Here is a 21,369-nt window from a genome sequence, read left to right as displayed (position 1 = left end):
CTTCCTCGGGAATGTTACGGGTCTCGGGGACGGCCAGGTAGGAGAATTTGCCGTCGTGTTCGGCTCTGCGGTAGATGTCCAGGCGCATGTCATTTCCTTTAAAAGCATGACTCTCGGATGAAAGCCATCAGTATGGGACGATAGGCGAACGGTGAATTACCGTCTGTTAATCGGCGCACACTGGCCGTACGTCAACGTTTCAGCGTCCGACGCCGCCTCCAAGGACGCGCGCCGGCAACATCACGATGGCCCGCAGCAACTCGAACACGGCCTCCACGCCGATCCCCAGCAACCGGAACGGCAACAGCACGAGCCAGAGGACGGGATACAGCACGAGCGCCAGCAGCGCGATCGGCCAGCAAAGGAATAGTAACAGCAACCACACGAGGAAACCCAGCATCGCCAGCTCCTTGGATCGGACGGGGGCCGAACGGGCCCGATGCTGTGACTGTAGTTGGCTGGACGCCCGGCTGCAATGGCTCTGCGATGGACGGCCGCAGGCGGCGGATGGACGGGGCAAAACCAGGGGCGAACGGCGCCGCCGCGGACTCGCCGGACGTCGCGGACGTCCGGCCCGAACAGGCTCGTATCAGGCGAACGCCGGCTCCGGCGCGCGCACCGGCTCGCCCGCACGGACGACCACGTCGGCCCGCATCGAGGCTTCCAGCGACGGGATCGACCCGCCCGCGCGGTAGGCGAAGCTCACCTGGACGATGTCGCCGGCCTGCACGTCCAGCGGCGTCGCTAGCGGCAGCATCATGTAATGGTTGAGCCAGTCGATCGTCGTGCCGCGTTCCTCGACGATCGACAGGACGTTCTTCGTGATGAAGCGCAGCGTGTTCAGGCGGCCGCCCTGTTCCATGCGGAACTGGCCTTCCCAGGCGATGGCGTCGCCCACGGGCTGGCTGAAGTCCATGACCGAGTACACGCCCGGCTGCGCCAGTTCGACGGTGCCGGGATAGATCACGTTGGTCGGCTGGAACTGCACGATCGGCGCGTAAAAGCCTTCGAAGTCGTATTCGACCTGCAGCGGCTGAGCGGCCATGATGACGGCTTCCGGCATAAAGATCGGCAACGGACCGCCGAAGCGGGCCAGGTAGCGCCGCTTGAACGATTCGATGACCTCGACCTGCTTCTCGCGCAGCATGCCCACATGGATCATTTCGCAGATCACGAGGTCGACGGGTTCCGGCGGCAGGTATTCGAAGGCGTCCGCGTGGATCACCTCGACCTTGTGGCCGTTCGGGTTCATGGCGAGGAAACGGCGCGCCTCGCGCACCATGTCCGGGTTGAACTCGACGCAGTATACCTTGTCGGCATTCTGGGCCGCGAAGAACGACAGCACACCCGTGCCGCCCCCCAGTTCGAGCACCTTCATGCCCGGCTTGACGGCATGGTAGATCGCGGACTTGAAGCTGTGCATGCGGTTCTGGTCCATCAGCATGTTGTGATGGTAGTGGACCGGGATGAACTGCCCCAGGTAGCAGCTCTCGATTTCGCGTTCGTTCAGCATTGGTTCCTCACCATGATTGGACTCAGGCTGCATTATGTCCATGCAATTAGGCAACTAAAGGGCTGAGCTGACGGGGCTTTGCGGTCCAGTTTGTCGGATCGAAGGAACAGTTATGCAATTTGGAACGAAATTCCTTGGCATTTTTCCGACGGCGAATGTTAGTATTTTCCCATCACTCAACATTGCCGCCGGTCACCATGGTCCATTCGATTCGTTCCTTGTCGGCAAACATCGCCGATCTGTTGCTGGACGTTGTATTTCTCGTGGACCGGAATGACGTCATCGTCGACGTCAGCGCTGGCTGCGAACGGATGCTCGGCTACCGTCCCATGGAACTGATCGGACGAAGCATCCTCGATTTCGTCGTGCCCGAAGACCGCGACCAGACCCGCGCCGAAGTCGTGCGCGTGGAAGCGGGACAGGATCGCGTGGGCTTCGAGAACCGCTATGTGCACAAGGACGGGCGCTGGATCGACGTCATGTGGTCGGCGCGCCGGATCGCCGACCTCGGCCTGCGCCTGGGGGTCGCCCGCGACATCAGCGCCCGCAAGCGCGCCGAGCGGCGCCAGGCGGCCACCTATGCGATTTCGGAAGCCGCCTACCAGGCCGGCGACCTGGTCGGCCTGTGTGCCGAGATCCACGGCATCCTCGACCGGATGGTGGGTGCACCCGGGATGATCGTCGTCACGGATCCGACGCCGCAGCAGGGCTTCAAGGTGATCTACCGACGCGACCACGACGAACGCAGCCGCCTGCCCTCGCGTGCGTGCCTGGCGCGCTGGCGCACGAGGGCCTCGACACCGGACGCGCTCGCGCCGGACGCCGTGCGCCACGTCGCGGGCGGCCGCGTGACGGCGTGGCTCATGATCGAACTGAAAGGCCCGTCCGGCACGATCGGCGCGCTGCTGCTGCACGATCGCGCCCGCACCGGCTATTCCGCGGCCGACCGCGGCCTGCTGCACTTCGTCGCGGCCCAGGTGGGGCTGGCGCTGGAGCGCAAGCGCCTGCACGACGACCTGATGCGGTTCGCCTGCTACGACGAATTGACCGGGCTGCCGAACCGCCGCCTGTTCTTCGACCGTATCCGCACGGCCGTCGCGCGCGCGCGGCGCTGCCAGTCGCGCCTCGGTCTGCTGTATGTGGACGTCGACGATTTCAAGCAGGTCAACGACCGCCACGGCCACGCCGCCGGCGATGCGCTGCTGCGCGAGGTCGGGGCGAGGCTCGTCGAATGCGCGCGCGAGTCGGACACCGTGGCCCGCCTCGGCGGCGACGAATTCGTGTTGTTGCTGGAGGACCTGCACGCGCCCGAGGACGCCGAGCACTGCGCCGCCAAGATCCGCGCCGCGCTGGCACAGCCGGTGCCGACCCTGTGCGCGCCGCTGTTCATCGGCGCCAGCATCGGCATCGCGCTGTTCCCGGACCATGCGGACCAGGTCGAGACGCTCTTGATGCACGCGGATGCCGGGATGTATGCGACGAAGCGCGTCCGCAAGTGCGACACGGGGCCGGACATGCCCGTCCCCGCGTCCGCCCCGGCGTCGTTCAGTGGCCGCGCTTGACGCGCTGGTCGATCGCGGCGGCGATGCCGGCGTGGTCGGCCTTTTGCGCGATCTGCGCCGCCGTGAGTCCTTCGCCGTTCTTCAGCTGCGGATCGGCGCCCTGGCCGAGCAGGAACTTCGCGCAATCCTCGTGGCCTTCGCGTGCCGCCATCATCAGCGGCGTGTACTTGCCGCTCGCGGGCGGCGACACCGCGTCGATACGGGCACCGCGCGCAAGCAGCAGCTGCGCGATGTCGACGTCGCCGCTGGCGGCCGCATAGTGCAGCGGTGTCCAGCCGGGACGGTTGACGGCGGCGCCCTTCGCAATCAGCGCCTCGGCGGCCGGCTTGTTCTGCTTGAACGCAGCCATCATCAACGCCGTATTGCCGTTCATGGCCTGGGCGTCGACGTTCGTGCCCGGATGGCGCAGCAGCACGTCGAGCACGCGCATCGAACCTTCGCGCACGGCCAGTACGACGGCCGGTTCGCCGCCGATCGGATTCACCGCGTTCGGATCCACGGTGCCCAGCAGCGACTGCACGGTGCGTGGATCGTCCATCTGCACGGCGCGGAAGAAGTCGGCGGTCTGGGCACCGGTTGCGGCAGCGACGGGGGCAATGCCGGCCGCCATCGCGGCCACGAGCAGGAGCGATCGGAGTACGGTACGGCGCATCATGCAGTCACCTTGGCGGACTGGAACAGGTTGAAGAAATTCTCGGTGGTTCGGTCGGCGATCTCGCGCAGCGACACGTCCTTCAGGGTGGCGAGGTATTCCGCCACGTGCGCCACATAGCCCGGCTCGTTCATCTTGCCGCGGTAAGGCACGGGCGCGAGATACGGCGAATCGGTCTCGATCATGATGCGGTCCAGCGGCAGCGCGCGCGCCACCGCCTGCAGCTCCTTCGCGCTCTTGAACGTCACGATGCCGGAGAACGAAATATAGAACCCCATCTCGATGGCGGCCTGCGCCACGTCGAGCGATTCGGTGAAGCAGTGCATGACGCCGGCGACGCCGCCCCGATCCGTTCCCGCGCCCTCTTCGCGCATGATGCGGATCGTGTCGGCGCTGGCGGACCGCGTGTGGATGATCAGCGGCTTCTTCGTCTCGCGCGACGCGCGGATGTGCGTGCGAAAGCGCTCGCGCTGCCATTCGAGGTCGCCTTCCAGGCGGTAATAGTCCAGGCCCGTCTCGCCGATCGCGATGATCTTCGGGTGATCGGCCAGCTCGACGAGCTGCGCGACGGTGGGCTCAGGCGTGTCTTCGTAGTCGGGGTGCACGCCGACGGAGGCATAAATATGCGGGTATTGCTCGGCCAGCGCGAGCACACTGGGAAATTCCGGCAAGTCGACGGAAACGCACAGGGCGTGCGTCACCTTGTTCTCGGCCATTTTGGCCAGGATCTCCGGCATCCGCGCGGCCAGTTCCKGGAAATTGATGTGGCAGTGGGAATCGATATACATCCCGATATTGTACGCGAATGCATTGGTGGGCACCCTGTGCCCACCAAACGTTTCAGGTCACCCGCTTTCCGAGAATGATCAGATCATGCTCGATGCCGTCGAGATTCGCCACGCGCGGAAAATGCGCCCACGTGTCGAAGCCGTATTTACGGAACAGCCCCAGACTGGGCGCGTTATGGCCGAAGATGAAACCCAGCAGCGTATGCACGTTGATGTTGGGCGCAAACGCCATCGCCTGCTCCAGGCAATACCCTCCGATACCCTTGCCGCGCCAGGCTTCGGCGATATAGATCGACAGCTCCGCCGTGCCCGAATACGCGGGCCGGCCATAGAAATTCGAATACGAGCACCAGCCGATCACGGCCGGCTCGTCCGACGTGTCGGCCGCATCGTGGATCACCCACAGGGGACGGCGCTCCGGCGTGTGTTCGTCGAACCAGCCCTCGCGCGATTGCACGGTGACCGGTTCCGTATCGGCGGTGACTTCGCGCGACGCGATGGTGGAATTATAGATATCGACGATGACGGCCAGATCATCCCGACGGGCGAGACGGTGTACGTAGGACGGCATATTGAAACTTTTGCTACAGGGTATGCGTGGCGCGCGACGAGCGCAGCGCGGCGCCGAGGATTTCTTCGATGCGCAGCCGGGCGCGCTGCCCGGTCTCGTCGGCCGGGAAGTGCACGCCGATGCCCTGCGCCTTGTTGTTGTTCGCGCCGGGCGGCGTGATCCACGCGACCTTGCCGGCGATCGGGTATTTGTTGGGGTCGTCCATCAGCGACAGGATCAGGTAGATCTCGTCGCCGATCTTGTACGGCTTGTTCGTCGGCACGAACATGCCGCCGTTCTTCAGGAACGGCATATAGGCCGCGTACAGGGCGGCCTTTTCCTTGATGGCGAGCGACAGCACGGACGGCCGCGCGGGTTGCGGCGCATTCGGATCGGCGGCCAAGCCGCTGATCGGTCCGTTCGGCGTTACACTCATCATCATCCTTTCATCATGGGCCGCAGCGCGACGTGTAATCAAGCAACATGTCTTCGACAAACAACTTCGGAGACAAAGGGTGGTCGGCGACGGCGCGGCGCTCGTTCGTGGATTTGATTGCCTGCATTAAATCAGCCACGTGCACACGCCCGGCCAGCACGGCCAGTTCCCGCTGATATCTCGGATAATACCGGATCACGCCGGATAGCTTGTACGAAAACACGTCATACAGCCACCGCTGCTGCCATGCAACAAGCGCGGCGAGCGGCGCCTTGCTCAACTTGTCGGCACTGCGCAACGCGGCATCGACGCTGGGTTGCGCGAGCACCTGCAACAAACCGTCCAGTTCCTCGCGGCTGCCGGTCTCGGCCTGGGTGAGCGCCGCCAGCGGCGCACCGCCCTGCTCGCGCAGCCAGCCGTCCGCATCCTGTACGCCCTGCGCCTCCAGCCAGGCGAGCGCCTGGGCATGGTCGGGCATGGGCAGCGCGAACTTGCGGCAGCGCGACAGGATCGTCGGCAGCAGCCGGTCGAGCCCATTCGATGCCAGCAGGAACACGGTGCCCGGCGGCGGTTCTTCCAGCGTCTTCAGCAGCGCGTTCGAGGCCGGCATGTTCAGCGCCTCGGCCGGATACAGCACGACGACGCGCAAGCCCTGGCGGTGCGTCGAGATATTCATGAAATCGGCCAGCGCGCGCACCTGCTCGATCTTGATCTCTTTCGACGCCGTTTTCGACTTCGTTTTCTTTTCTTCGGGCGGGGCATCTTCTCCCTCGGCCGCCGGGAGCTCGTCCTCCAGGGCCTCCGGGCGCACGCGCCGGTAATCCGGGTGATTGCCCTGGACGAACCAGCCGCACGACGCACAGGTGCCGCATGCATGACCGTCCGGACGCACGTTTTCGCACAGCAGCGCCTGCGCAAAGGCTTCGATGAAGTCGGCCTTGCCGATGCCGGCCGGGCCATGGAACAGGATGGCGTGCGGCAGGCGCGCGCGCATCACCTGCAGGCGCGCCCAGGCATCCTCCTGCCAGGGGTAGATACTCACAACCATGTCTCCAAAGTGGAACGGAGCGCGGCGCGCACGTCGTCGATGGCCTGCGTGGAATCGATGACGGCGATGCGCCCGCCGGACGTGGCGGCGCGGCGCAGGTATTCGCCCTTCACGCGCGCGAAGAAATCGGCCTGCTCCGCCTCGAACCGGTCGAGCGTGCGCGTGGCATCGAGGCGGGCGCGCGCGACGTCCAGCGGGACGTCGAACAACAAGGTCAGGTCCGGCTGCAGGTGCGGATGCACCCATTGTTCCAGGGCGTCGAGTTTCGCGCGATCGAGTCCGCGCCCGCCGCCCTGGTAGGCGAAGCTGGCATCCGTGAAGCGGTCGGACAAGACCCACTCGCCGCGCGCGAGCGCGGGTTCGATCACCTGCGCCACGTGCTCGCGCCGGCTGGCGAACATCAGCAGCGCCTCGGTCTCGAGGTGCATCCTTTCGTGCAGCACCAGCTCGCGCAGTTTTTCGCCCAGCGGCGTGCCGCCCGGTTCGCGCGTCGAGACGACGGTCTTGCCCGCCGCCTTCAGTAGCGCCGTGACGTAGCCGATATGCGTCGACTTGCCGGCGCCGTCGATGCCTTCGAAGGTGATGAAGCGCCCGCGGGTGGCATCGTGTTCATTCATTGGGTTCATTCGTGATCAACGGGGCGCCTGGTTGCGCTGGTACTGGTTGACGGCCTTGTTATGCTCGGTCAGGTTCACCGAAAAATGGCTCGTGCCATCGTTGCGCGAGACGAAATACAAAGCCTCCGTCCTGGCGGGCGCCGTCGCCGCCGCGAGCGACTGCACGCCCGGCAGGGCGATCGGCGTCGGCGGCAGGCCCGCGCGCGTATAGGTATTGTACGGCGTGTCCGTCTCGAGGTCCTTCTTGCGGATCTTGCCGTCGTACTTGTCGCCCATGCCATAGATGACGGTGGGGTCGGTCTGCAGCAGCATCCCGGTCTTCAGGCGGTTCACGAACACACCGGCGATCATCGCCCGCTCGCTTTTCTGGCCCGTTTCCTTTTCGACCAGCGACGCCATGATCAGCGCCTGGTACGGGTCGGTGTAGGGCAGGCCCGGATCGCGCTTGTCCCACGCGGCCTGCAGGCGCTTCATCATCATTTCGTGCGCCTGCCTGTAGACCGACAGGTCGCTCGCGCCCTTCGCGAACAGGTAGGTATCGGGGAAGAACAGGCCCTCCGGCGCCTTGTACTGCGGGGCTATCTTCGCCAGCAAGTCCTGGTCGGACAGCCTCAAAGTCTCATGCTTCAGGTTGGGCGCGGTGTCGACGGCCTGGCGCATCTGGCGGAACGTCCAGCCTTCGATGATGGTCAGCGATTCCTGCGCGAACTCGCCGCGCACGAGCTGGGTCAGGAGGCGGCGCGGGGTCGTGTCCGGCTTCAGCTCGTAGCTGCCCGCCTTGATCTGGCTGGCCTTGCCGGTGACGCGCGCCAGCATCCCGAACAGGAACGTATTGACGGGCACGCCGGCCGACGCCATCTGCTGCGCTGCGCCGGCGACGCCGCTGCCCTGCGTGATGGCGAACGGGATCACGGGTGCGCTGCCCGGCGTGATCGGTTGCTTGCTCCACCACTGGAAGCCGGCGCCGGCAGCCACAAGGCCGACCACGCCCGTGACGATGAGTTTTCTAATGAATGCCATGCTGTGCTGTGCTGTGCTGTGTTCTTGGTTTTGCGCCCTCGTCGGCGCGTTTTCCGAGGCGATCTTATAATGAGGCCGTAATCATAAAGCCGATACTGCCCAAACAGGAAATAATTCGTGTCATGAACAATTGGATAGCCCACCTCGCCACCCAGGCCGCCCGTTTCCATCCCGATAGCCCGACGGAGATCGAAGATTTCGGGCGCGTGCTCGCCACCGCCGACCTCGCACAAGGCTTCGTCGCCACGGTCACCGACCTGGGCCTGATCGCCGTCGCCGGTGAGGACGCCGCCAGCTTCCTGCACAACCAGCTCACGAACGACGTCGAGCACCTCGGCACGACCGAGGCCCGGCTGGCCGGCTATTGCACGCCGAAAGGCCGGCTGCAGGCCACGTTCCTGATGTGGCGCGACCTTGATGCCGTCTACCTGCAGCTGCCGCGCGCCATCCAGGCACCGCTGCAGAAGCGCCTGACGATGTTCGTGCTGCGCGCGAAAGCGAAGTTGCGCGACGCCACCGACGAACCACGGAACACCGCCGTCCTCGGCCTCGGCGGCGCGGCCGCGGCAAGCGCCCTGCGCGCCTGCGCCGGCGCGTTGCCGGAAGCGCCCTACGCCAGGGTCGACGGCGCAGCCGGCACCGTGATCCGCCTGGCCGACGCGCTCGGCCATCCCCGCTACCTGTGGCTGACGACGCCGGACACCGCCATCGAGGCCCTGCCCCGGCTGCGGGACACGCTCGCGCTGGGCGGCAACGCCGCGTGGCGGCTGGCGTCCATCCACGCGGGCGTGCCGCAGATCACCCAGCCGACGCAGGAACAGTTCGTGCCGCAGATGATCAACTACGAGCTGCTCGGCGGCGTCAATTTCAAGAAGGGCTGCTATCCGGGCCAGGAAATCGTCGCCCGCAGCCAGTACCTGGGCAAGCTGAAACGCCGCATGGTGCTGGCCACGCTGGCCGATGCGGCCGCACGCGCCGGCGACGAAGTGTATTCCGTCGACGATCCCGACCAGCCGTCGGGCATGATCGTCAACGCCGCGCCGAACGGAGCCGGCGGCGCAGATGTACTCGCCGAGATCAAGCTGGCCGCGCTGGAAGGCGACGTCCGTCACGGCTCCGCGGGCGGCACGAAGCTCGACTTCCTGCCGCTGCCGTATCCGATCGACAGCATCGACGCATGATCGACCTGTACGTCTATTACAAGGTACGCGAGCGGGATGCCGCCGCGCTGGCGCCGCGCGTGCGCGCACTGCAGGCGCAGGTGGCGCAGCAGCACGGCGTGCAGCCGCAGCTGAAACGCCGCCCCGAGACGCGCGACGGCCTGCAGACCTGGATGGAAGTCTACCCGGGAGTCACTGCGGACTTTCCCGCGCGCCTGGACATCGCCGCGAACGGCGCGGATATCGCGGGCCTCATCGATGGGCCGCGCCGTGCCGAAATCTTTACGGACCTGACACCATGTGCCTGATCGTTTTTGCATGGCGCGTGATCCCCGGCCTGCCGCTGGTCGCCTGCGCCAACCGCGACGAATACTATGACCGCCCGGCCACGCCGGCCGGCCCATGGCCCGACGCGCCGAACATCATCGCCGGCCGCGACCTGCAGGGCGGCGGCAGCTGGATGGGCGTGACGAAGACCGGCCCGCACGGCCCGAAATTCGCCGCGCTCACGAACATCCGCGCTCCCGACGAACGGCGCACGGACGCGCCCACGCGCGGCGCCCTCGTGGCCGACTTCCTCAAGGGCGACCTCGATGCGCCGGCCTACCTCGACCGGATTGCCGGCAGCGCGCACGCATACAACGGCTTCAACCTGATCCTGGGCGACCGCGAGGGCATGTACTGGTTCTCGAACCGGGCGGGCGCCGACCCGCGCAACGGCAAGGCTTTGGAACCGGGCATCTACGGCGTGTCGAACAGCCTGCTGGACGCGCCCTGGCCCAAGGTCGTGCGCACCAAGGCCACGTTCGCGAGCCTGCTGCTGCAGGGCGCACCGGAAGAAGCGTATTTCGAGATGCTGGCCGACACGACGCGCGCGCCCGACATGCGCCTGCCCGACACAGGCGTCCCGATCGACCTGGAACGCCAGCTGTCCGCCGTCTGCATCGAGATTCCCGGCTACGGCACGCGCACGTCCACGGTCGTCAAGATGTACCTCGACGCCGAACCGGAACTGCACGAACGCATCCTGAAGCCCTGCGACCAGGCGGCCTGACCTGAGCCCGGGGACGCGCATGCACGATGGCCATCCGCGGCACGTTCCCGGCGACTTCAATCATCCAGGGAATTGGTCGCGCTTGCACAGCGCCCAGAATCGGAGGAACGCCTGTATAATGATAATGACATTATCATTAAAGGCGATGCCATCAAGATGGAATCCAAAACCGCCCGGCTGACGGTCCTGATCGATCCTGTCAAAAAGAAGGCCTTCGAGGAACTGTGTGCGCTGCAGGACTTGACGCCGTCGCAGGTGATTCGCCAATTGATCCGGGAATACCTGGAGCGCCACCAGGTCGACTACGCGACCAAGATCAAGATCAAGGCTCCGTCCAAATAAGCACCTCAGCGCTTCGCCCCTGCGCGCTCGAGGCATCGGGTACGCACATCAATTCCCGTCTTCCAGAAAAAATTTCCTGCTGACCTCGATCAAGCGCTGTACTGCCGCACCCAGCAGGCGTGGCGGCTGACTTGCCGTGTCGCCGGCCGGCGTGACGGCGGGACAGCACAACGCCAATACCTTGCCAAAATCATCGGCTAGCTCGACTGCCCGGAGAACTCGTGAAGGCCGGCCTTGGCCAGGCTGCCATGCACTTGCGCTTTCGCTTCGCATTAGATCATGCGCGTCCTGCGCTTTTGCAATTTCCAAAATCACTTCCTCCAGAATCTGTAGTGCCGTCTTCGTGGGTCGCCCTCGCGACTAACGGACTGGACGCCCACCAGCCGCACATGATACGCTATTTACATTCACATTACATTATCATGCGAGTGTAATAATTCATGCCATACCGACGGGTCGAGTTCGAACGACCGCCCCCGATGTTTGATTTGCGGGTGCGGCACAGCATGGCGCACTTGGCTGCGTGCGGCGCGGTGCCCTTGCCTCCGCCGGCGCTCATGCCGCGCTTGCGCCATGTCGTCGAATCGCTGCTGCATGTCAAAAATATGCCGCCCACGCCTGCCTGTATCGGCACGCTGACCGCCCATTTCACGCAACTGGTCGCCTTGTCCAGGACCGGCAAGCCGATCCTGGACCAGAAGCGCGATTCCCTGTCCCTGCTATTCGATGTGTTTGCCTTGCAAAGCGAAATGTCGCTGGAACACCCGGACGATCTGGTCCTGGGCTATACGCAGTCGATGATGGGCTTCCTGCTGTTCAATCCCACCCCCAAGGCCATCGGCGTCATCGGTCTGGGCGGTGGATCGCTGGTCAAGTTTTGCCACCGGTATGTATCGGGCGCGGTCGTCGCGGCGGCGGAGATCGACCCGCAAGTCATCGCGCTGCGCGCGCAATTCCGGATTCCGCCGGACGACGAACGCCTGGAGGTGCATTGCATGGACGGCGCGGAGTTCGTGCGCCAGGCCAGCAGCCGGTTCGACGTCTTGATGGTCGATGGGTTCGACCGCCGCGGTCAGCCGCCCCAGCTCTGCAGCGAGCGCTTTTATGGCGATTGTTATCAAGCCTTGACCCCGGGCGGCATGATGGTGGTCAACCTGCTCGGCGACATGGCGGAGACGCAGCGGTTGATCGACCGGATCCATATCGCATTTCAGGGCAACCTCGTGGTGGTCCAGGCGATCGATTCCTCGAACAAGGTGGTGTTTGCCGGCAAGGGAGCCGTATTGCAGGTGCCGGACCATCTGTTGACGAGCCGTATCGACAAACTGGAGTTGCTGCATCCCGTTCCCTTGCGTCCGACCGCGCAACGCATCCTCGAACAACGGCACGGAATGCGCTCGCACGTGCCCTCGATCCATGCGCCCTGCCCCCATTCTCCTTCGACCCTCCGCACACCGACATGATCTGCGCACGCACTGCTGCCGCGTCGGCGACGGAAAGGTAACGATCGATTATGGCCATCCATTTTTTACGCCGATTGTCCGGCAGGCGCCGCACCACGCTAGCCAACCAGCATCTCGGCCTGACCTTGAGCTTTGTGGCGGGCGCCACGAATGCCGGCGGTTTCCTGGTCGTGCATCAATACACGTCGCACATGACCGGCATCGTCTCCTCCGTGGCCGATAGCCTGACGCTGGGCGAGACATCGGTCGCGCTCGCAGGCGTGGGAGCAATCCTGTCGTTTGCAGGCGGCGCCGCCTGTTCGGCGGTCCTGATCAATTGGGGACGGCGTAAGCGGCTGCAGAGCGAGTATGCGCTGGCGTTGCTGCTCGAGGCGCTGCTGCTCCTGTGCTTCGGCATGCTGGGGGCGAATCTGGCAGCGCGCATCGGGTTGTTCGTGTCCATGACCGTCATGTTGCTGTGCTTTGTCATGGGCTTGCAAAATGCCATCATCACGAAGATTTCCCATGCCGAAATCCGCACCACCCATGTCACCGGCCTGGTCACCGACCTCGGCATCGAGCTGGGCAAGCTGTGTTACTGGAATATCGAACGCGCGCACTCGACCCGGCCCATGGTCGTGGCCAATCGCAGCAGGATCAAGCTGTTGCTGTGGTTGCTGACGATGTTCTTTGTCGGCGGCGTGGCTGGTGCAATCGGCTTCAAGTGCATCGGTTTTGCATCGACCATTCCCTTGGCGCTGCTGCTGTCGGCCCTGGCGGCCGTTCCGGTGCTCGAAGATATCGCGTTGCGCGTGCGCCGACTCCGGAAACAATTCCAGGCTACGTCAGCGCCGGCCGATCAGGCTGCTGTGGGCAGGTCAGGTCTCGCCTCGTCCACGCGCCCCGCCCCGGCGTCGACACCGTATTGCGCCAGGTAGTCGCGCATCAAGCGGCGCACCACCTGCGAAGGCGTCACATCCTGGCTGGCGCACCAGTCCTGCAAGGCCTGCTTCTTCGCCGGATCGATCAGGATGGTCTGCCGGGCCGTTTTTGCTTCCATGATCATGCTCTATGCAATTGATAAGGCTGGTATTATAATGAAATTATCATTTTACGCGTGCCCCTCGCGTCAGCCGCAAGGGCGAGCATGCTGCCTTATCCCGTCCCACAACCTACCTGCGACGTACCGTCCGCGGACGCGTCGCCATGGCTGACGGATCGCAATGTCGCGTGTCGTGAAGGAGTCCTTGGTGACGGAAACGATGGCAATGGACGGGATACTGCTGGTGGTGTCCGGTTGGCTGGTGATCGGCGTAGTCGGACTGGCCACCTTGAAGCGTACCCGGTTCGTGGCGCATGTCTTGTTTCCCTTGGGCGCCATGCTCGCGGTGACGCTCGGCATCGCCGGGCTGGCCGGTTGTTTCGGCGCGGCGCAGTCGGCCGTGCTGCGGCTTGGCCTGCCGGGCCTGCCGTTCCATCTACGGCTCGATCCGCTCGCGTCATTTTTCCTGCTCGTGTTCGGCGTCGTCAGCACCGGCGTATCGCTGTTTTCGGCCGGGTATTTCCGCCAGGGCGAAGGCACGTCACCCGGGCTGCTGTGTCTCGAATATCATGCGTGCCTGGCCAGCATGGCGCTATTATTGATTGCCGATGACGCCTATGTCTTCATGGTGGCCTGGGAAACCATGACGCTGAGCGCGACCTTGCTGGTGATCGCCAACCACCGGCTCCCGGAAGTGCGGCGCGCCGGTTTCCTGTACCTGATCATCTCCCATGTCGGCGCGCTGGCACTGTTGTTGTGCTTCGGATTATTGCAGGCCAATACCGGCGATTACACCTTCGCCAACATGCGCCACCAGCACCTCGATGCGTTCTGGGGCGCCATCGCCTTTTTCCTCGCCTTGTTCGGTTTCGGTGCCAAGGCGGGGATCTTGCCGCTGCATGTCTGGCTGCCCGAGGCGCATCCGGCCGCGCCGTCGCCGATCTCGGCCCTGATGAGCGCCTTCGTCTTGAAGACCGGCGTCTACGGCGTCTTGCGCGTGACCTTCGACCTGCTGCATTTCCAACTCTGGTGGTGGGGCGGCGCCACGCTGGCGATCGGGCTGGCCACCGCCTTGTTCGGCGTCGTGCTCGGCACCGTCCAGACCGACATGAAACGGCTGCTGGCGTATTCGTCGATCGAGAATATCGGGCTGATCTTCGCCGGCATCGGCCTGGCCATCCTGTTTCACGCCTACGGCATGGCGAGCCTGGCCGCGCTGTCATTGACCGCCGCGCTCTACCATGTGGCCAGCCATGGCGCATTCAAGAGCCTGCTGTTCCTCGGCACCGGGACCGTACTGCATGCGACCGGCCAGCGCAACCTCGGGCGATTGGGCGGCTTGATGCGCTTCATGCCGTGGACCGCATGGGCGGCGCTGGTCGGGGCGCTGGCTGCCGCCGGCCTGCCGCCCCTCGGTGGCTTTGTCGCCGAGTGGCTGCTGCTGCAGAGCTTCCTGTTTACGCCCGGCTTGCCGAATTCCTTCCTCAACATGCTGGTCCCGATCGTGGCGGCGGTCATCGCCCTGGTCGGTGCCTTGGCCGGTTACCTGATGGTCAAGTTCTTCGGCGTAATTTTCCTAGGGCAGCCACGCGAGGACAAACTGCGTGAAGCGCATGATGCCGATGCCTGGGAGCGTCTGGCCTTCGGCTGGCTGGTGGCTGCCTGTCTCGGCCTCGGTTTATTCCCGGTGCAACTCATCCAGCTGCTGGACCGCATCACGCACCCGCTGGTCGGCGATGGCCTGGCGAGCGCCGTGGCGCGTCAGGGCTGGTGGCTGCTGGCGCCAGTGGCGCCCGAGCGCGCCAGCTACGCACCGGCGGTCTTCGTCGCGATCCTGCTGGCATGTTGCCTGCTCGCGTACCTGCTCGTCCGGCGGCTCTATCATGGGCGTTTCCGGCGCGCCATTCCCTGGAGTTGCGGTTACCCCATCGTCACTGCGCGCATGCAGGATACGGCAGAAGGCTTCGGGCAACCGATCCGCGAAATCTTCCGGCCGTTCTTCCGGATGACGCGCGAACTGCCCACGGCATTCGACAAGGCGCCGCGTTACCAGGTGACGGTCGAGGATCCGTTCTGGCAATGGGTCTACCGGCCGATCATCCTGGCCACCGAGCGCCTGGCGCGCGTGGCCGGCTTGCTGCAGCACGGCCGCATCGCGGTCTATCTGCTCTACAGTTTTGCCACGCTCCTGCTTCTCTTGCTGGTGGTATATCGATGAGCGCGCTGTTCGGTCCCTTGTCACAATTGCTGGAAATCGTCCTGGCACTGGCCGCCGCCCCCTTGCTGACGGGATGGATCAACCAGTGCCGCGCCTGGCTGCAGAACAAGCGCGCACCGAGCCTGTTCCAGCCATACCGCCTGTTGCACAAGCTGTTCTACAAGGAATCGGTGTTGGCCGAACATGCGACGCCGCTGTTTCGCGGGGCGCCGTATGTCGTGTTCGGATGCATGACGCTGGCATGCGGCATCACGCCGACGCTGTCAACCGATTTGCCGCTGTCGCCGGCCGCCGATGCGATCGCGCTGGTCGGCTTGCTGGCGCTGGCACGGGTCTTCATCGCGCTGGCTGCCATGGATATCGGCACGGCATTCGGCACGCTCGGCGCGCGACGCGAAATGCTGGTCGGCTTCCTGGCCGAGCCGGCGCTGCTGATGGTCTTGTTTTCCGCCTCGCTGATCACGCAATCGACGCAGCTGCCAACCATGGTGGAAAGCCTTGTGCACCGCCAACTGGCGATCTATCCGAGCCTGGCCTTCGCCGGCATCGCCTTCACCATGGTGTCGCTCGCCGAAAACGCCCGCATCCCGGTCGACAATCCGGCCACGCATCTGGAACTGACCATGATCCACGAGGCGCTGATCCTCGAATATTCCGGGCGCCATCTCGCGTTGGTGGAATGGGCCGCCAGCCTGAAACTGTTCGCCTATTCGTGCATCGGCATCGCGTTGTTTTTCCCGTGGGGCATTGCCGAAGCCGGCCACCCGGCGGCACTGCTGCTGGCGCTGCCGGTGCTGGCGCTCAAGCTGGCCATCGGCGGTGCGGCGCTGGCGCTGATCGAGGCGCTGAGCGCGAAGATGCGGATCTTCCGGGTGCCGGAATTCCTGACCTTCGCGTTTCTGCTGGCGGTCATCGGCATGCTCGTGCACTTCTTGTTGGGAGCCTAGGATGGCCGCCTACGCACCGCAACTCCTGAACCTGTTCGCGGCACTGCTGCTCCTGCTGACGTTTGCGATGCTCGCCCAGCGCCGGATTCTGTCGCTGATCCACCTGTTCACGCTGCACGGGGCGACGCTGGTGGCCGCAGCGACGGTGGCGGCATTCGCCACGCACGACACGCACCTTTACGTCTCGGCCGGCCTGACCTTTTGCCTGAAAGTGGTCTTGATCCCGTGGATCCTGTACAAGCTGATCCACCGCTTGAATGTCCGGTGGGACGTGGAACCGCTGATCAACGTCCCGACCATGATGCTGGTCGGCATCGTGCTCGTGATCGTCGCCTTCAACCTGGCGCTGCCGATCTCGCAGCTGTCTTCGTCGGTGGCGCGCGGCACGCTCGGCATCGCGCTGGCCTGCATCCTCCTGTCCCTGATGATGATGATCACACGCTCGAAGGCGGTCCCGCAGGTGATCGGTTTCCTGACCATGGAAAACGGCTTGTTCTTTGCGGCGACGGCGGCGACCAACGGCATGCCGATGATCGTCGAACTTGGTGTCGCCCTGGCGGTGCTGGGCGGCGTCCTGATCCTGGGCGTGTTCCTGTTCCAGATCCGGGAGCAGTTCGACAACATGGACATTCACCACCTGGAGCACCTGAAAGAGGACTGACATGGATGCCTTGCTTTTCGTCCTCGCCACGCCGTTGCTGGGTGCGTTCGTGCTGAGCCTCGTCGGCCAGCACGATGGCGCGCCCGAAGTCAACGTCGGCTTCAGCCTGGCCACGTTGGCGGCGGCGGCCGTCCTCACGGCGCAGATTATCGCCGATGGCCCGGCGTTCGCCATTGGCACCTTGCTGTTCGTCGATCCACTGAATGTCTTTCTGGTGACGCTGACCGCCTTCGTCGGGTTCAYCACGTCGCTATTCTCGCGGCCCTACATGCGGATCGAGCGCGACCACGGCAAGATGACGCCACCCCGCCTGCGCCTGTATCACAGCATGTACCAGTTGTTCATGTTCGGCATGCTGCTGGCACTGACGACCAACAACGTCGGCATCCTGTGGGTGGCGCTCGAAGGCGCGACGCTCGCCACCGTCCTGCTGGTGAGCGTCTATCGCACCGCGGCCAGCCTCGAAGCGGCATGGAAGTATTTCATCCTGTGCGGCGTCGGCATCGCGCTGGCGCTGTTCGGCACCATTCTGCTTTACCTCGCCGCCAACCGGCAGCTTGGTGTCCACCCGGACGCCTTGCTTTGGACCAACCTGAATGCGGTCAAGGCGCATCTCGAGCCCGGCATCATGTCGTTGGCGCTCGCGTTCCTGTTGGTCGGATACGGCACCAAGATGGGCATGGTGCCGCTGCATAGCTGGCTACCCGATGCGCATGCCGAAGGCCCGACGCCGATCTCCGCCGTGCTCTCCGGCCTGTTGCTCAATGTCGCCCTGTACGCAGTGTTGCGCATCAAGGTGCTGGCCGACGGCACGCTGCAAAACGGCATGCCGGGTAGGTTGCTGGTGGGCTTTGGACTGTTGTCGGTTCTGGTCGCGACCTGTTCGCTGGCGCGCCAACGCGATATCAAGCGCATGTTTTCGTATTCCTCGATCGAGCATATCGGCCTGATGACCTTTGCCTTCGGCATCGGCGGACCGATCGCGACCTACGCCGGCTTGCTGCACATGACCGTGCATTCGCTGGTCAAGTCGGCGATCTTCTTCACGGTCGGCCATGCCGCGCAAAAGGCAGGCACCCAGGTGATGGACGACATCCGCGGCCTGGCGAACGTCAGTCCGACCGTCGGCTGGGGCCTGCTGCTCGGCGCTTTTGCGATTCTCGGCATGCCGCCGTTCGGCGTGTTCGCCAGCGAATTCCTGATCGTCACCACGGCCATGCGCGAGTTGCCATGGGCGACGCCCGTGTTGCTGGTCTCCCTGGGTGTGGCATTCGCCGCGATCTTCGGTCGCGTGTTGCCGATGGTATTCGGCGAGACGACCGCCAGGCGGCTCGCCCATCCGCCGGCGCTGCTGCCGGTCTTCCTCCATCTCGCGCTGGCACTGTTGCTCGGCTTGTATATTCCGGCCTACCTGGACACTTGGTACCGACAGGCCGTCACCATGATCGTGGGGTAAACGATGGACATCGAGGCGATGAGTGCACGCTATGCCATCCCGTTTCTGGCGCTGCCCGGCGACATGCCGGCGGGCGTGGCGCACGTCGACGCCGGCGACTGGATCCGCGTGGCGCACCAGGTCCGGGCCGACGGCGGCCGCCTGGTCGGGTTATGGGCAACGGACCGCCGCGCCGACGCCCGCCACGACATCGTGTCTGCCGCGTTTTGCGATGCGACAGGCTTGCTCTGGTTGCGGCTCGCCGTCAAGGAGAACGACAGGTACCCGGCGCTGTCGACCATCTTCCCGGCGGCCGACCGGATGCAACGGGCCGTGTTCGATCTGCTGGGCATCGCCGCCGACGGCGCCGACGATACGCGCCCCTGGATCAACCATGGCCGCTGGCCGCGCGATTATTTTCCGTTGCGGCAGGCGTGTTCGGGCCAGGAACAGTTCGCCCACGCCGTGGACGAATATCCCTTCGTCCCCGTGGCGGGCGATGGTGTCCATGAGATCGCGGTCGGACCGATCCACGCCGGCGTCATCGAGCCCGGACATTTTCGGTTCTCCGTGGTGGGCGAGAAGGTGTTGCGGTTGGAGCAGCACCTCGGCTACACCCATAAAGGGACCGACAAGCTATTCGTCGGCCGGACGCTCGCCGACGGCCACCGTCTGGCGGGCCGCCTATCCGGCGATGCGACGGTGGCCTTCGCATGGGCCTATTGCATGGCCGCCGAAGGCGCCACCGGCTGCGCTGTGCCGGAACGCGCGCAATGGTTGCGCGCGCTGCTGCTCGAACGCGAGCGCGTCGCCAATCATCTGGGCGACCTCGGCGCCCTCGGCAACGACGCCGGCTTCGCGCTCGGCCTGGCCCAGTTCATGCGCCTGAAGGAAGACTGGATCCGCTTGAACGGCCGCCTGTTCGGTCACCGCTTGTTGATGGATCGCCTCATGCCTGGCGGCGTGACGATCGATCTGGACGCCGACGGCATTGCCTTGCTGGCCGCGCAATGTGATGCGATCGAGGAAGAAGTCCACAACTTGCGCGCCATCTATGACGGGCATGCAGGCCTGCAGGACCGTTTCATTGCGGCCGGCCGCGTCCTGCCGAAACTGGCGGCCGAACTCGGCTTGTGCGGCCTGGCCGGGCGCGCCAGCGGACAGGCATGGGACGCCCGCGCCGATCACCGCATCGGCCCGTATGCGCAACTGGACGTGCGTATGGCGACGCACCGCAATGGCGATGTCGCCGCGCGCGTGTCGGTGCGCTTCGATGAACTCGTCGAATCGTTGCGCCTGCTGCGCGACATCCTGCGCCGGCTTCCACCCGGGCCGGTCGCGCATCCGCTGCCGGCCGAACCGGTCAGCGAATTGGGCGTCGGCTGGGTCGAAAGCTGGCGCGGCGCGGTATTCGTCGCGCTCGAGGTCGTCCCAGCCGCCGCGGCGCGCGGAACGATCCGGCGCTGCCATTGCCACGATCCGTCCTGGCTCAATTGGCCGGTGCTGCAGCACGCGATCATGGGCAATATCGTCCCGGATTTCCCATTGATCAATAAGTCGTTCAATCTCAGCTATTCAGGACACGACCGCTGATGTGGCTCATACTCAAGCAAATCGCGCGCACCCGCTGGCCCACCGAGGCTGCCCCCGAACCGAACGACGATTGGTGCACCGCGCGCGAGCGCATTCATGGTGAATTGCTGGCGATTCTCGGCCGCGCGCTGTGCATCCGGCAGGTCGATGCCGGGTCCTGCAATGCCTGCGAGCTGGAAATTCAGGCATTGGCCAATCCCTACTACAACATCGAAGGGCTCGGCATCAAGTTCGTCGCCAGCCCGCGCCATGCAGATATGCTGCTGGTCACCGGTCCGGTCACCAAGAACATGGAAGATGCGCTGCGGCAGGCGTACGATTCCACGCCCGATCCGAAGCTCGTGGTTGCCTGTGGCGAGTGCGCCGGCAGCGGCGGCCTGTTCGGCGAAAGCTATGCCAGTTGCGGCCGTGTCGCCAACGTGATTCCGGTCGACATCGTCGTGCCGGGCTGCCCGCCCCCGCCGCTCGAGATCCTGCGGGGAATCCTGACGGCCGTGTCGATGCGGGCCTGAACTGGCGCCGCGTTCTCGTCCTCTTGCCGAAGCATCATAATGGTTTCCGATATTGTTTCTCCACTGATGGCGCTCTCGCATGACGRCCATCCAATGGTGGTCAACCACCGCAATGCGTTGTCCTTGCTGTTCGACGACGTGACCATTCAAAGCGAAATGCGCGCCGATGCGCCCGATGCCCTGGTTCTCGGCTATACGCAATCGATGATGGGCGTCCTGCTGTTCAAGCCGGAGCCGACTCGAGTCGGCATGATCGGCTTGGGCGGCGGTTCGCTCACCAAATTTTGCTATCGGCATTTGACGAGAACCACGATCGAGGTGGCCGAAATCGATCCGCAGGTCATCGCGTTGCGCCGCCAATTCCAAATTCCCGATGACAATGACCGTTTGCAGGTGCATTGCCTGGATGGCGCGCACTTTGTCCGGGAAGCGCGCCATCCTTTCGATATTCTGATGGTCGACGGCTTCGACCGGCAGGGACAACCGGCGTCGTTATGCAGCCAGCCGTTCTATGACGATTGCCACGGCGCCCTGGCAGCGGAGGGGATCATGGTCGTCAATCTGCTGAGCGACGCACCGGGCAGCGACATATATATCGACCGCATCCATCGCGCGTTCGATGGGGCGATCGCGGTGGTCGATGCACTGGATTCCATGAACAGGATTGTCTTTGCCTGCAAAGGAAAGGCACTGGACGCCGATGAAGCAACATTGCGCCGGCGCGCACGGCAACTCGCCTTGCTGTACCCCGCGGATGTGAGCCTGGTGGCGCAGAAT

The 21,369-nt window shown here is 64.6% G+C and carries 24 protein-coding genes and 1 pseudogene; 14 read left to right on the top strand and 11 right to left on the bottom strand.

Annotated elements, in window-relative coordinates; translation table 11 throughout:
• The 3 genes from AC1DYX_RS12620 to AC1DYX_RS12610 form a co-directional block, all read right to left on the bottom strand.
• Positions 1–88, bottom strand: an 88-nt coding sequence (locus AC1DYX_RS12620) for a DUF6139 family protein (protein ID WP_477259194.1), incomplete at its 3' end; no start/stop codon positions are given.
• Between the two features lie 111 nt (positions 89–199).
• A complete protein-coding gene (locus AC1DYX_RS12615; protein WP_477259188.1) occupies positions 200–400 on the bottom strand; it encodes a hypothetical protein in 201 nt (66 codons plus the stop codon).
• 189 nt (positions 401–589) lie between these two features.
• The gene (locus AC1DYX_RS12610) at positions 590–1,513 is read right to left on the bottom strand and encodes a class I SAM-dependent methyltransferase (protein ID WP_477259185.1); all 924 of its coding nucleotides are present in this window, start codon (positions 1,511–1,513) and stop codon (positions 590–592) included.
• A 197-nt stretch (positions 1,514–1,710) separates the two neighbouring features.
• On the opposite strand from AC1DYX_RS12610, the gene AC1DYX_RS12605 reads away from it, so the two are divergent.
• Positions 1,711–3,075, top strand: coding sequence for a diguanylate cyclase domain-containing protein (locus AC1DYX_RS12605; protein ID WP_477259183.1), 1,365 nt, complete (start codon positions 1,711–1,713; stop codon positions 3,073–3,075).
• Here AC1DYX_RS12605 and AC1DYX_RS12600 read toward each other — a convergent pair.
• From AC1DYX_RS12600 to mltG, 7 genes are read right to left on the bottom strand one after another with little or no spacing between them, the layout of a single operon-like run.
• Complete coding sequence (locus AC1DYX_RS12600; protein WP_477259181.1) at positions 3,059–3,730, bottom strand: ankyrin repeat domain-containing protein; 672 nt, start codon at positions 3,728–3,730, stop codon at positions 3,059–3,061. The genes AC1DYX_RS12605 and AC1DYX_RS12600 overlap by 17 nt on opposite strands.
• Positions 3,727–4,515 (bottom strand): TatD family hydrolase, encoded by a 789-nt coding sequence (locus AC1DYX_RS12595; protein WP_477259178.1) that lies wholly within the window; start codon positions 4,513–4,515, stop codon positions 3,727–3,729. Before AC1DYX_RS12595 ends, AC1DYX_RS12600 begins: the two co-directional genes overlap by 4 nt.
• A gap of 52 nt (positions 4,516–4,567) precedes the next feature.
• Positions 4,568–5,086 carry an N-acetyltransferase family protein gene (locus tag AC1DYX_RS12590; RefSeq protein WP_477259176.1) on the bottom strand — a complete coding sequence of 173 codons (519 nt, stop codon included), beginning with the start codon at positions 5,084–5,086 and terminating at the stop codon, positions 4,568–4,570.
• A 13-nt stretch (positions 5,087–5,099) separates the two neighbouring features.
• Complete coding sequence (locus tag AC1DYX_RS12585) at positions 5,100–5,501, bottom strand: PilZ domain-containing protein (RefSeq protein WP_477259192.1); 402 nt, start codon at positions 5,499–5,501, stop codon at positions 5,100–5,102.
• Positions 5,502–5,514: 13 nt separating this feature from the next.
• Positions 5,515–6,549, bottom strand: coding sequence for a DNA polymerase III subunit delta' (locus tag AC1DYX_RS12580; protein ID WP_477259174.1), 1,035 nt, complete (start codon positions 6,547–6,549; stop codon positions 5,515–5,517).
• Positions 6,540–7,166, bottom strand: a complete 627-nt coding sequence (tmk, locus tag AC1DYX_RS12575) for a dTMP kinase (protein WP_477259172.1) — start codon at positions 7,164–7,166, stop codon at positions 6,540–6,542. The genes AC1DYX_RS12580 and tmk overlap by 10 nt, the downstream gene beginning before the upstream one ends.
• 15 nt (positions 7,167–7,181) lie before the next feature.
• A complete protein-coding gene (mltG, locus tag AC1DYX_RS12570) occupies positions 7,182–8,186 on the bottom strand; it encodes an endolytic transglycosylase MltG (RefSeq protein WP_477259170.1) in 1,005 nt (334 codons plus the stop codon).
• A gap of 122 nt (positions 8,187–8,308) precedes the next feature.
• Here mltG and ygfZ point away from each other — a divergent pair, with 122 nt between their 5' ends.
• The 6 genes and pseudogenes from ygfZ to AC1DYX_RS12540 all read left to right on the top strand — a co-directional run.
• The gene (gene ygfZ / locus AC1DYX_RS12565; protein ID WP_477259168.1) at positions 8,309–9,367 is read left to right on the top strand and encodes a CAF17-like 4Fe-4S cluster assembly/insertion protein YgfZ; all 1,059 of its coding nucleotides are present in this window, start codon (positions 8,309–8,311) and stop codon (positions 9,365–9,367) included.
• Complete coding sequence (locus AC1DYX_RS12560; RefSeq protein ID WP_477259166.1) at positions 9,364–9,654, top strand: DUF4936 family protein; 291 nt, start codon at positions 9,364–9,366, stop codon at positions 9,652–9,654. The genes ygfZ and AC1DYX_RS12560 overlap by 4 nt, the downstream gene beginning before the upstream one ends.
• Positions 9,645–10,400, top strand: a complete 756-nt coding sequence (locus AC1DYX_RS12555; RefSeq protein WP_477259164.1) for an NRDE family protein — start codon at positions 9,645–9,647, stop codon at positions 10,398–10,400. Before AC1DYX_RS12560 ends, AC1DYX_RS12555 begins: the two co-directional genes overlap by 10 nt.
• A 156-nt stretch (positions 10,401–10,556) precedes the next feature.
• Complete coding sequence (locus tag AC1DYX_RS12550) at positions 10,557–10,742, top strand: ribbon-helix-helix protein, CopG family (protein ID WP_477259162.1); 186 nt, start codon at positions 10,557–10,559, stop codon at positions 10,740–10,742.
• 479 nt (positions 10,743–11,221) lie between these two features.
• Positions 11,222–12,205 carry a fused MFS/spermidine synthase gene (locus AC1DYX_RS12545; RefSeq protein ID WP_477259160.1) on the top strand — a complete coding sequence of 328 codons (984 nt, stop codon included), beginning with the start codon at positions 11,222–11,224 and terminating at the stop codon, positions 12,203–12,205.
• A gap of 50 nt (positions 12,206–12,255) precedes the next feature.
• Positions 12,256–13,005 (top strand): annotated as a pseudogene (locus tag AC1DYX_RS12540) (YoaK family protein); the annotation flags it as partial.
• A 38-nt stretch (positions 13,006–13,043) separates the two neighbouring features.
• On the opposite strand, the gene AC1DYX_RS12535 reads toward AC1DYX_RS12540, so the two are convergent.
• Positions 13,044–13,244: a CopG family transcriptional regulator gene (locus AC1DYX_RS12535; RefSeq protein WP_477259190.1), complete on the bottom strand. Its 201-nt coding sequence runs from the start codon at positions 13,242–13,244 to the stop codon at positions 13,044–13,046.
• 190 nt (positions 13,245–13,434) lie between these two features.
• On the opposite strand from AC1DYX_RS12535, the gene hyfB reads away from it, so the two are divergent.
• From hyfB to AC1DYX_RS12500, 7 genes are all read left to right on the top strand, one after another.
• The gene (hyfB, locus tag AC1DYX_RS12530) at positions 13,435–15,444 is read left to right on the top strand and encodes a hydrogenase 4 subunit B (protein WP_477259158.1); all 2,010 of its coding nucleotides are present in this window, start codon (positions 13,435–13,437) and stop codon (positions 15,442–15,444) included.
• Positions 15,441–16,391 carry a respiratory chain complex I subunit 1 family protein gene (locus tag AC1DYX_RS12525; RefSeq protein WP_477259155.1) on the top strand — a complete coding sequence of 317 codons (951 nt, stop codon included), beginning with the start codon at positions 15,441–15,443 and terminating at the stop codon, positions 16,389–16,391. The genes hyfB and AC1DYX_RS12525 overlap by 4 nt, the downstream gene beginning before the upstream one ends.
• Position 16,392: 1 nt before the next feature.
• Positions 16,393–17,052, top strand: coding sequence for a formate hydrogenlyase (locus AC1DYX_RS12520; protein WP_477259153.1), 660 nt, complete (start codon positions 16,393–16,395; stop codon positions 17,050–17,052).
• A gap of 1 nt (position 17,053) precedes the next feature.
• A complete protein-coding gene (locus AC1DYX_RS12515) occupies positions 17,054–18,508 on the top strand; it encodes a hydrogenase 4 subunit F (protein WP_477259151.1) in 1,455 nt (484 codons plus the stop codon).
• 3 nt (positions 18,509–18,511) lie between these two features.
• Positions 18,512–20,080, top strand: coding sequence for a hydrogenase large subunit (locus AC1DYX_RS12510; protein WP_477259149.1), 1,569 nt, complete (start codon positions 18,512–18,514; stop codon positions 20,078–20,080).
• A complete protein-coding gene (locus tag AC1DYX_RS12505) occupies positions 20,080–20,592 on the top strand; it encodes an NADH-quinone oxidoreductase subunit B family protein (RefSeq protein WP_477259147.1) in 513 nt (170 codons plus the stop codon). The genes AC1DYX_RS12510 and AC1DYX_RS12505 overlap by 1 nt, the downstream gene beginning before the upstream one ends.
• Before the next feature lie 39 nt (positions 20,593–20,631).
• Positions 20,632–21,369 (top strand): fused MFS/spermidine synthase (locus AC1DYX_RS12500; protein ID WP_477259145.1); only part of this gene is annotated, 738 nt, incomplete at its 3' end.

The organism is Massilia sp. P2_C2, assembly GCF_056404615.1.
Note: the sequence above shows the minus strand (reverse complement) of the source record. Positions and strands in the feature narration are given on the sequence as shown.

What these genes read in the sequence shown, in the direction of transcription:
- AC1DYX_RS12505 (WP_477259147.1), top strand. Translation starts at nt 20,080, where the DNA reads ATGTGGCTCATACTCAAGCAAATCGCGCGCACCCGCTGGCCCACCGAG.
- AC1DYX_RS12535 (WP_477259190.1), bottom strand. Translation starts at nt 13,244, where the DNA reads ATGGAAGCAAAAACGGCCCGGCAGACCATCCTGATCGATCCGGCGAAG.
- AC1DYX_RS12525 (WP_477259155.1), top strand. Translation starts at nt 15,441, where the DNA reads ATGAGCGCGCTGTTCGGTCCCTTGTCACAATTGCTGGAAATCGTCCTG.
- AC1DYX_RS12560 (WP_477259166.1), top strand. Translation starts at nt 9,364, where the DNA reads ATGATCGACCTGTACGTCTATTACAAGGTACGCGAGCGGGATGCCGCC.
- AC1DYX_RS12600 (WP_477259181.1), bottom strand. Translation starts at nt 3,730, where the DNA reads ATGATGCGCCGTACCGTACTCCGATCGCTCCTGCTCGTGGCCGCGATG.
- AC1DYX_RS12585 (WP_477259192.1), bottom strand. Translation starts at nt 5,501, where the DNA reads ATGAGTGTAACGCCGAACGGACCGATCAGCGGCTTGGCCGCCGATCCG.
- AC1DYX_RS12610 (WP_477259185.1), bottom strand. Translation starts at nt 1,513, where the DNA reads ATGCTGAACGAACGCGAAATCGAGAGCTGCTACCTGGGGCAGTTCATC.
- AC1DYX_RS12545 (WP_477259160.1), top strand. Translation starts at nt 11,222, where the DNA reads ATGTTTGATTTGCGGGTGCGGCACAGCATGGCGCACTTGGCTGCGTGC.
- AC1DYX_RS12605 (WP_477259183.1), top strand. Translation starts at nt 1,711, where the DNA reads ATGGTCCATTCGATTCGTTCCTTGTCGGCAAACATCGCCGATCTGTTG.
- AC1DYX_RS12550 (WP_477259162.1), top strand. Translation starts at nt 10,557, where the DNA reads ATGGAATCCAAAACCGCCCGGCTGACGGTCCTGATCGATCCTGTCAAA.
- AC1DYX_RS12590 (WP_477259176.1), bottom strand. Translation starts at nt 5,086, where the DNA reads ATGCCGTCCTACGTACACCGTCTCGCCCGTCGGGATGATCTGGCCGTC.
- tmk (WP_477259172.1), bottom strand. Translation starts at nt 7,166, where the DNA reads ATGAATGAACACGATGCCACCCGCGGGCGCTTCATCACCTTCGAAGGC.
- AC1DYX_RS12510 (WP_477259149.1), top strand. Translation starts at nt 18,512, where the DNA reads ATGGACATCGAGGCGATGAGTGCACGCTATGCCATCCCGTTTCTGGCG.
- mltG (WP_477259170.1), bottom strand. Translation starts at nt 8,186, where the DNA reads ATGGCATTCATTAGAAAACTCATCGTCACGGGCGTGGTCGGCCTTGTG.
- AC1DYX_RS12615 (WP_477259188.1), bottom strand. Translation starts at nt 400, where the DNA reads ATGCTGGGTTTCCTCGTGTGGTTGCTGTTACTATTCCTTTGCTGGCCG.
- AC1DYX_RS12520 (WP_477259153.1), top strand. Translation starts at nt 16,393, where the DNA reads ATGGCCGCCTACGCACCGCAACTCCTGAACCTGTTCGCGGCACTGCTG.
- AC1DYX_RS12580 (WP_477259174.1), bottom strand. Translation starts at nt 6,549, where the DNA reads ATGGTTGTGAGTATCTACCCCTGGCAGGAGGATGCCTGGGCGCGCCTG.
- AC1DYX_RS12555 (WP_477259164.1), top strand. Translation starts at nt 9,645, where the DNA reads ATGTGCCTGATCGTTTTTGCATGGCGCGTGATCCCCGGCCTGCCGCTG.
- ygfZ (WP_477259168.1), top strand. Translation starts at nt 8,309, where the DNA reads ATGAACAATTGGATAGCCCACCTCGCCACCCAGGCCGCCCGTTTCCAT.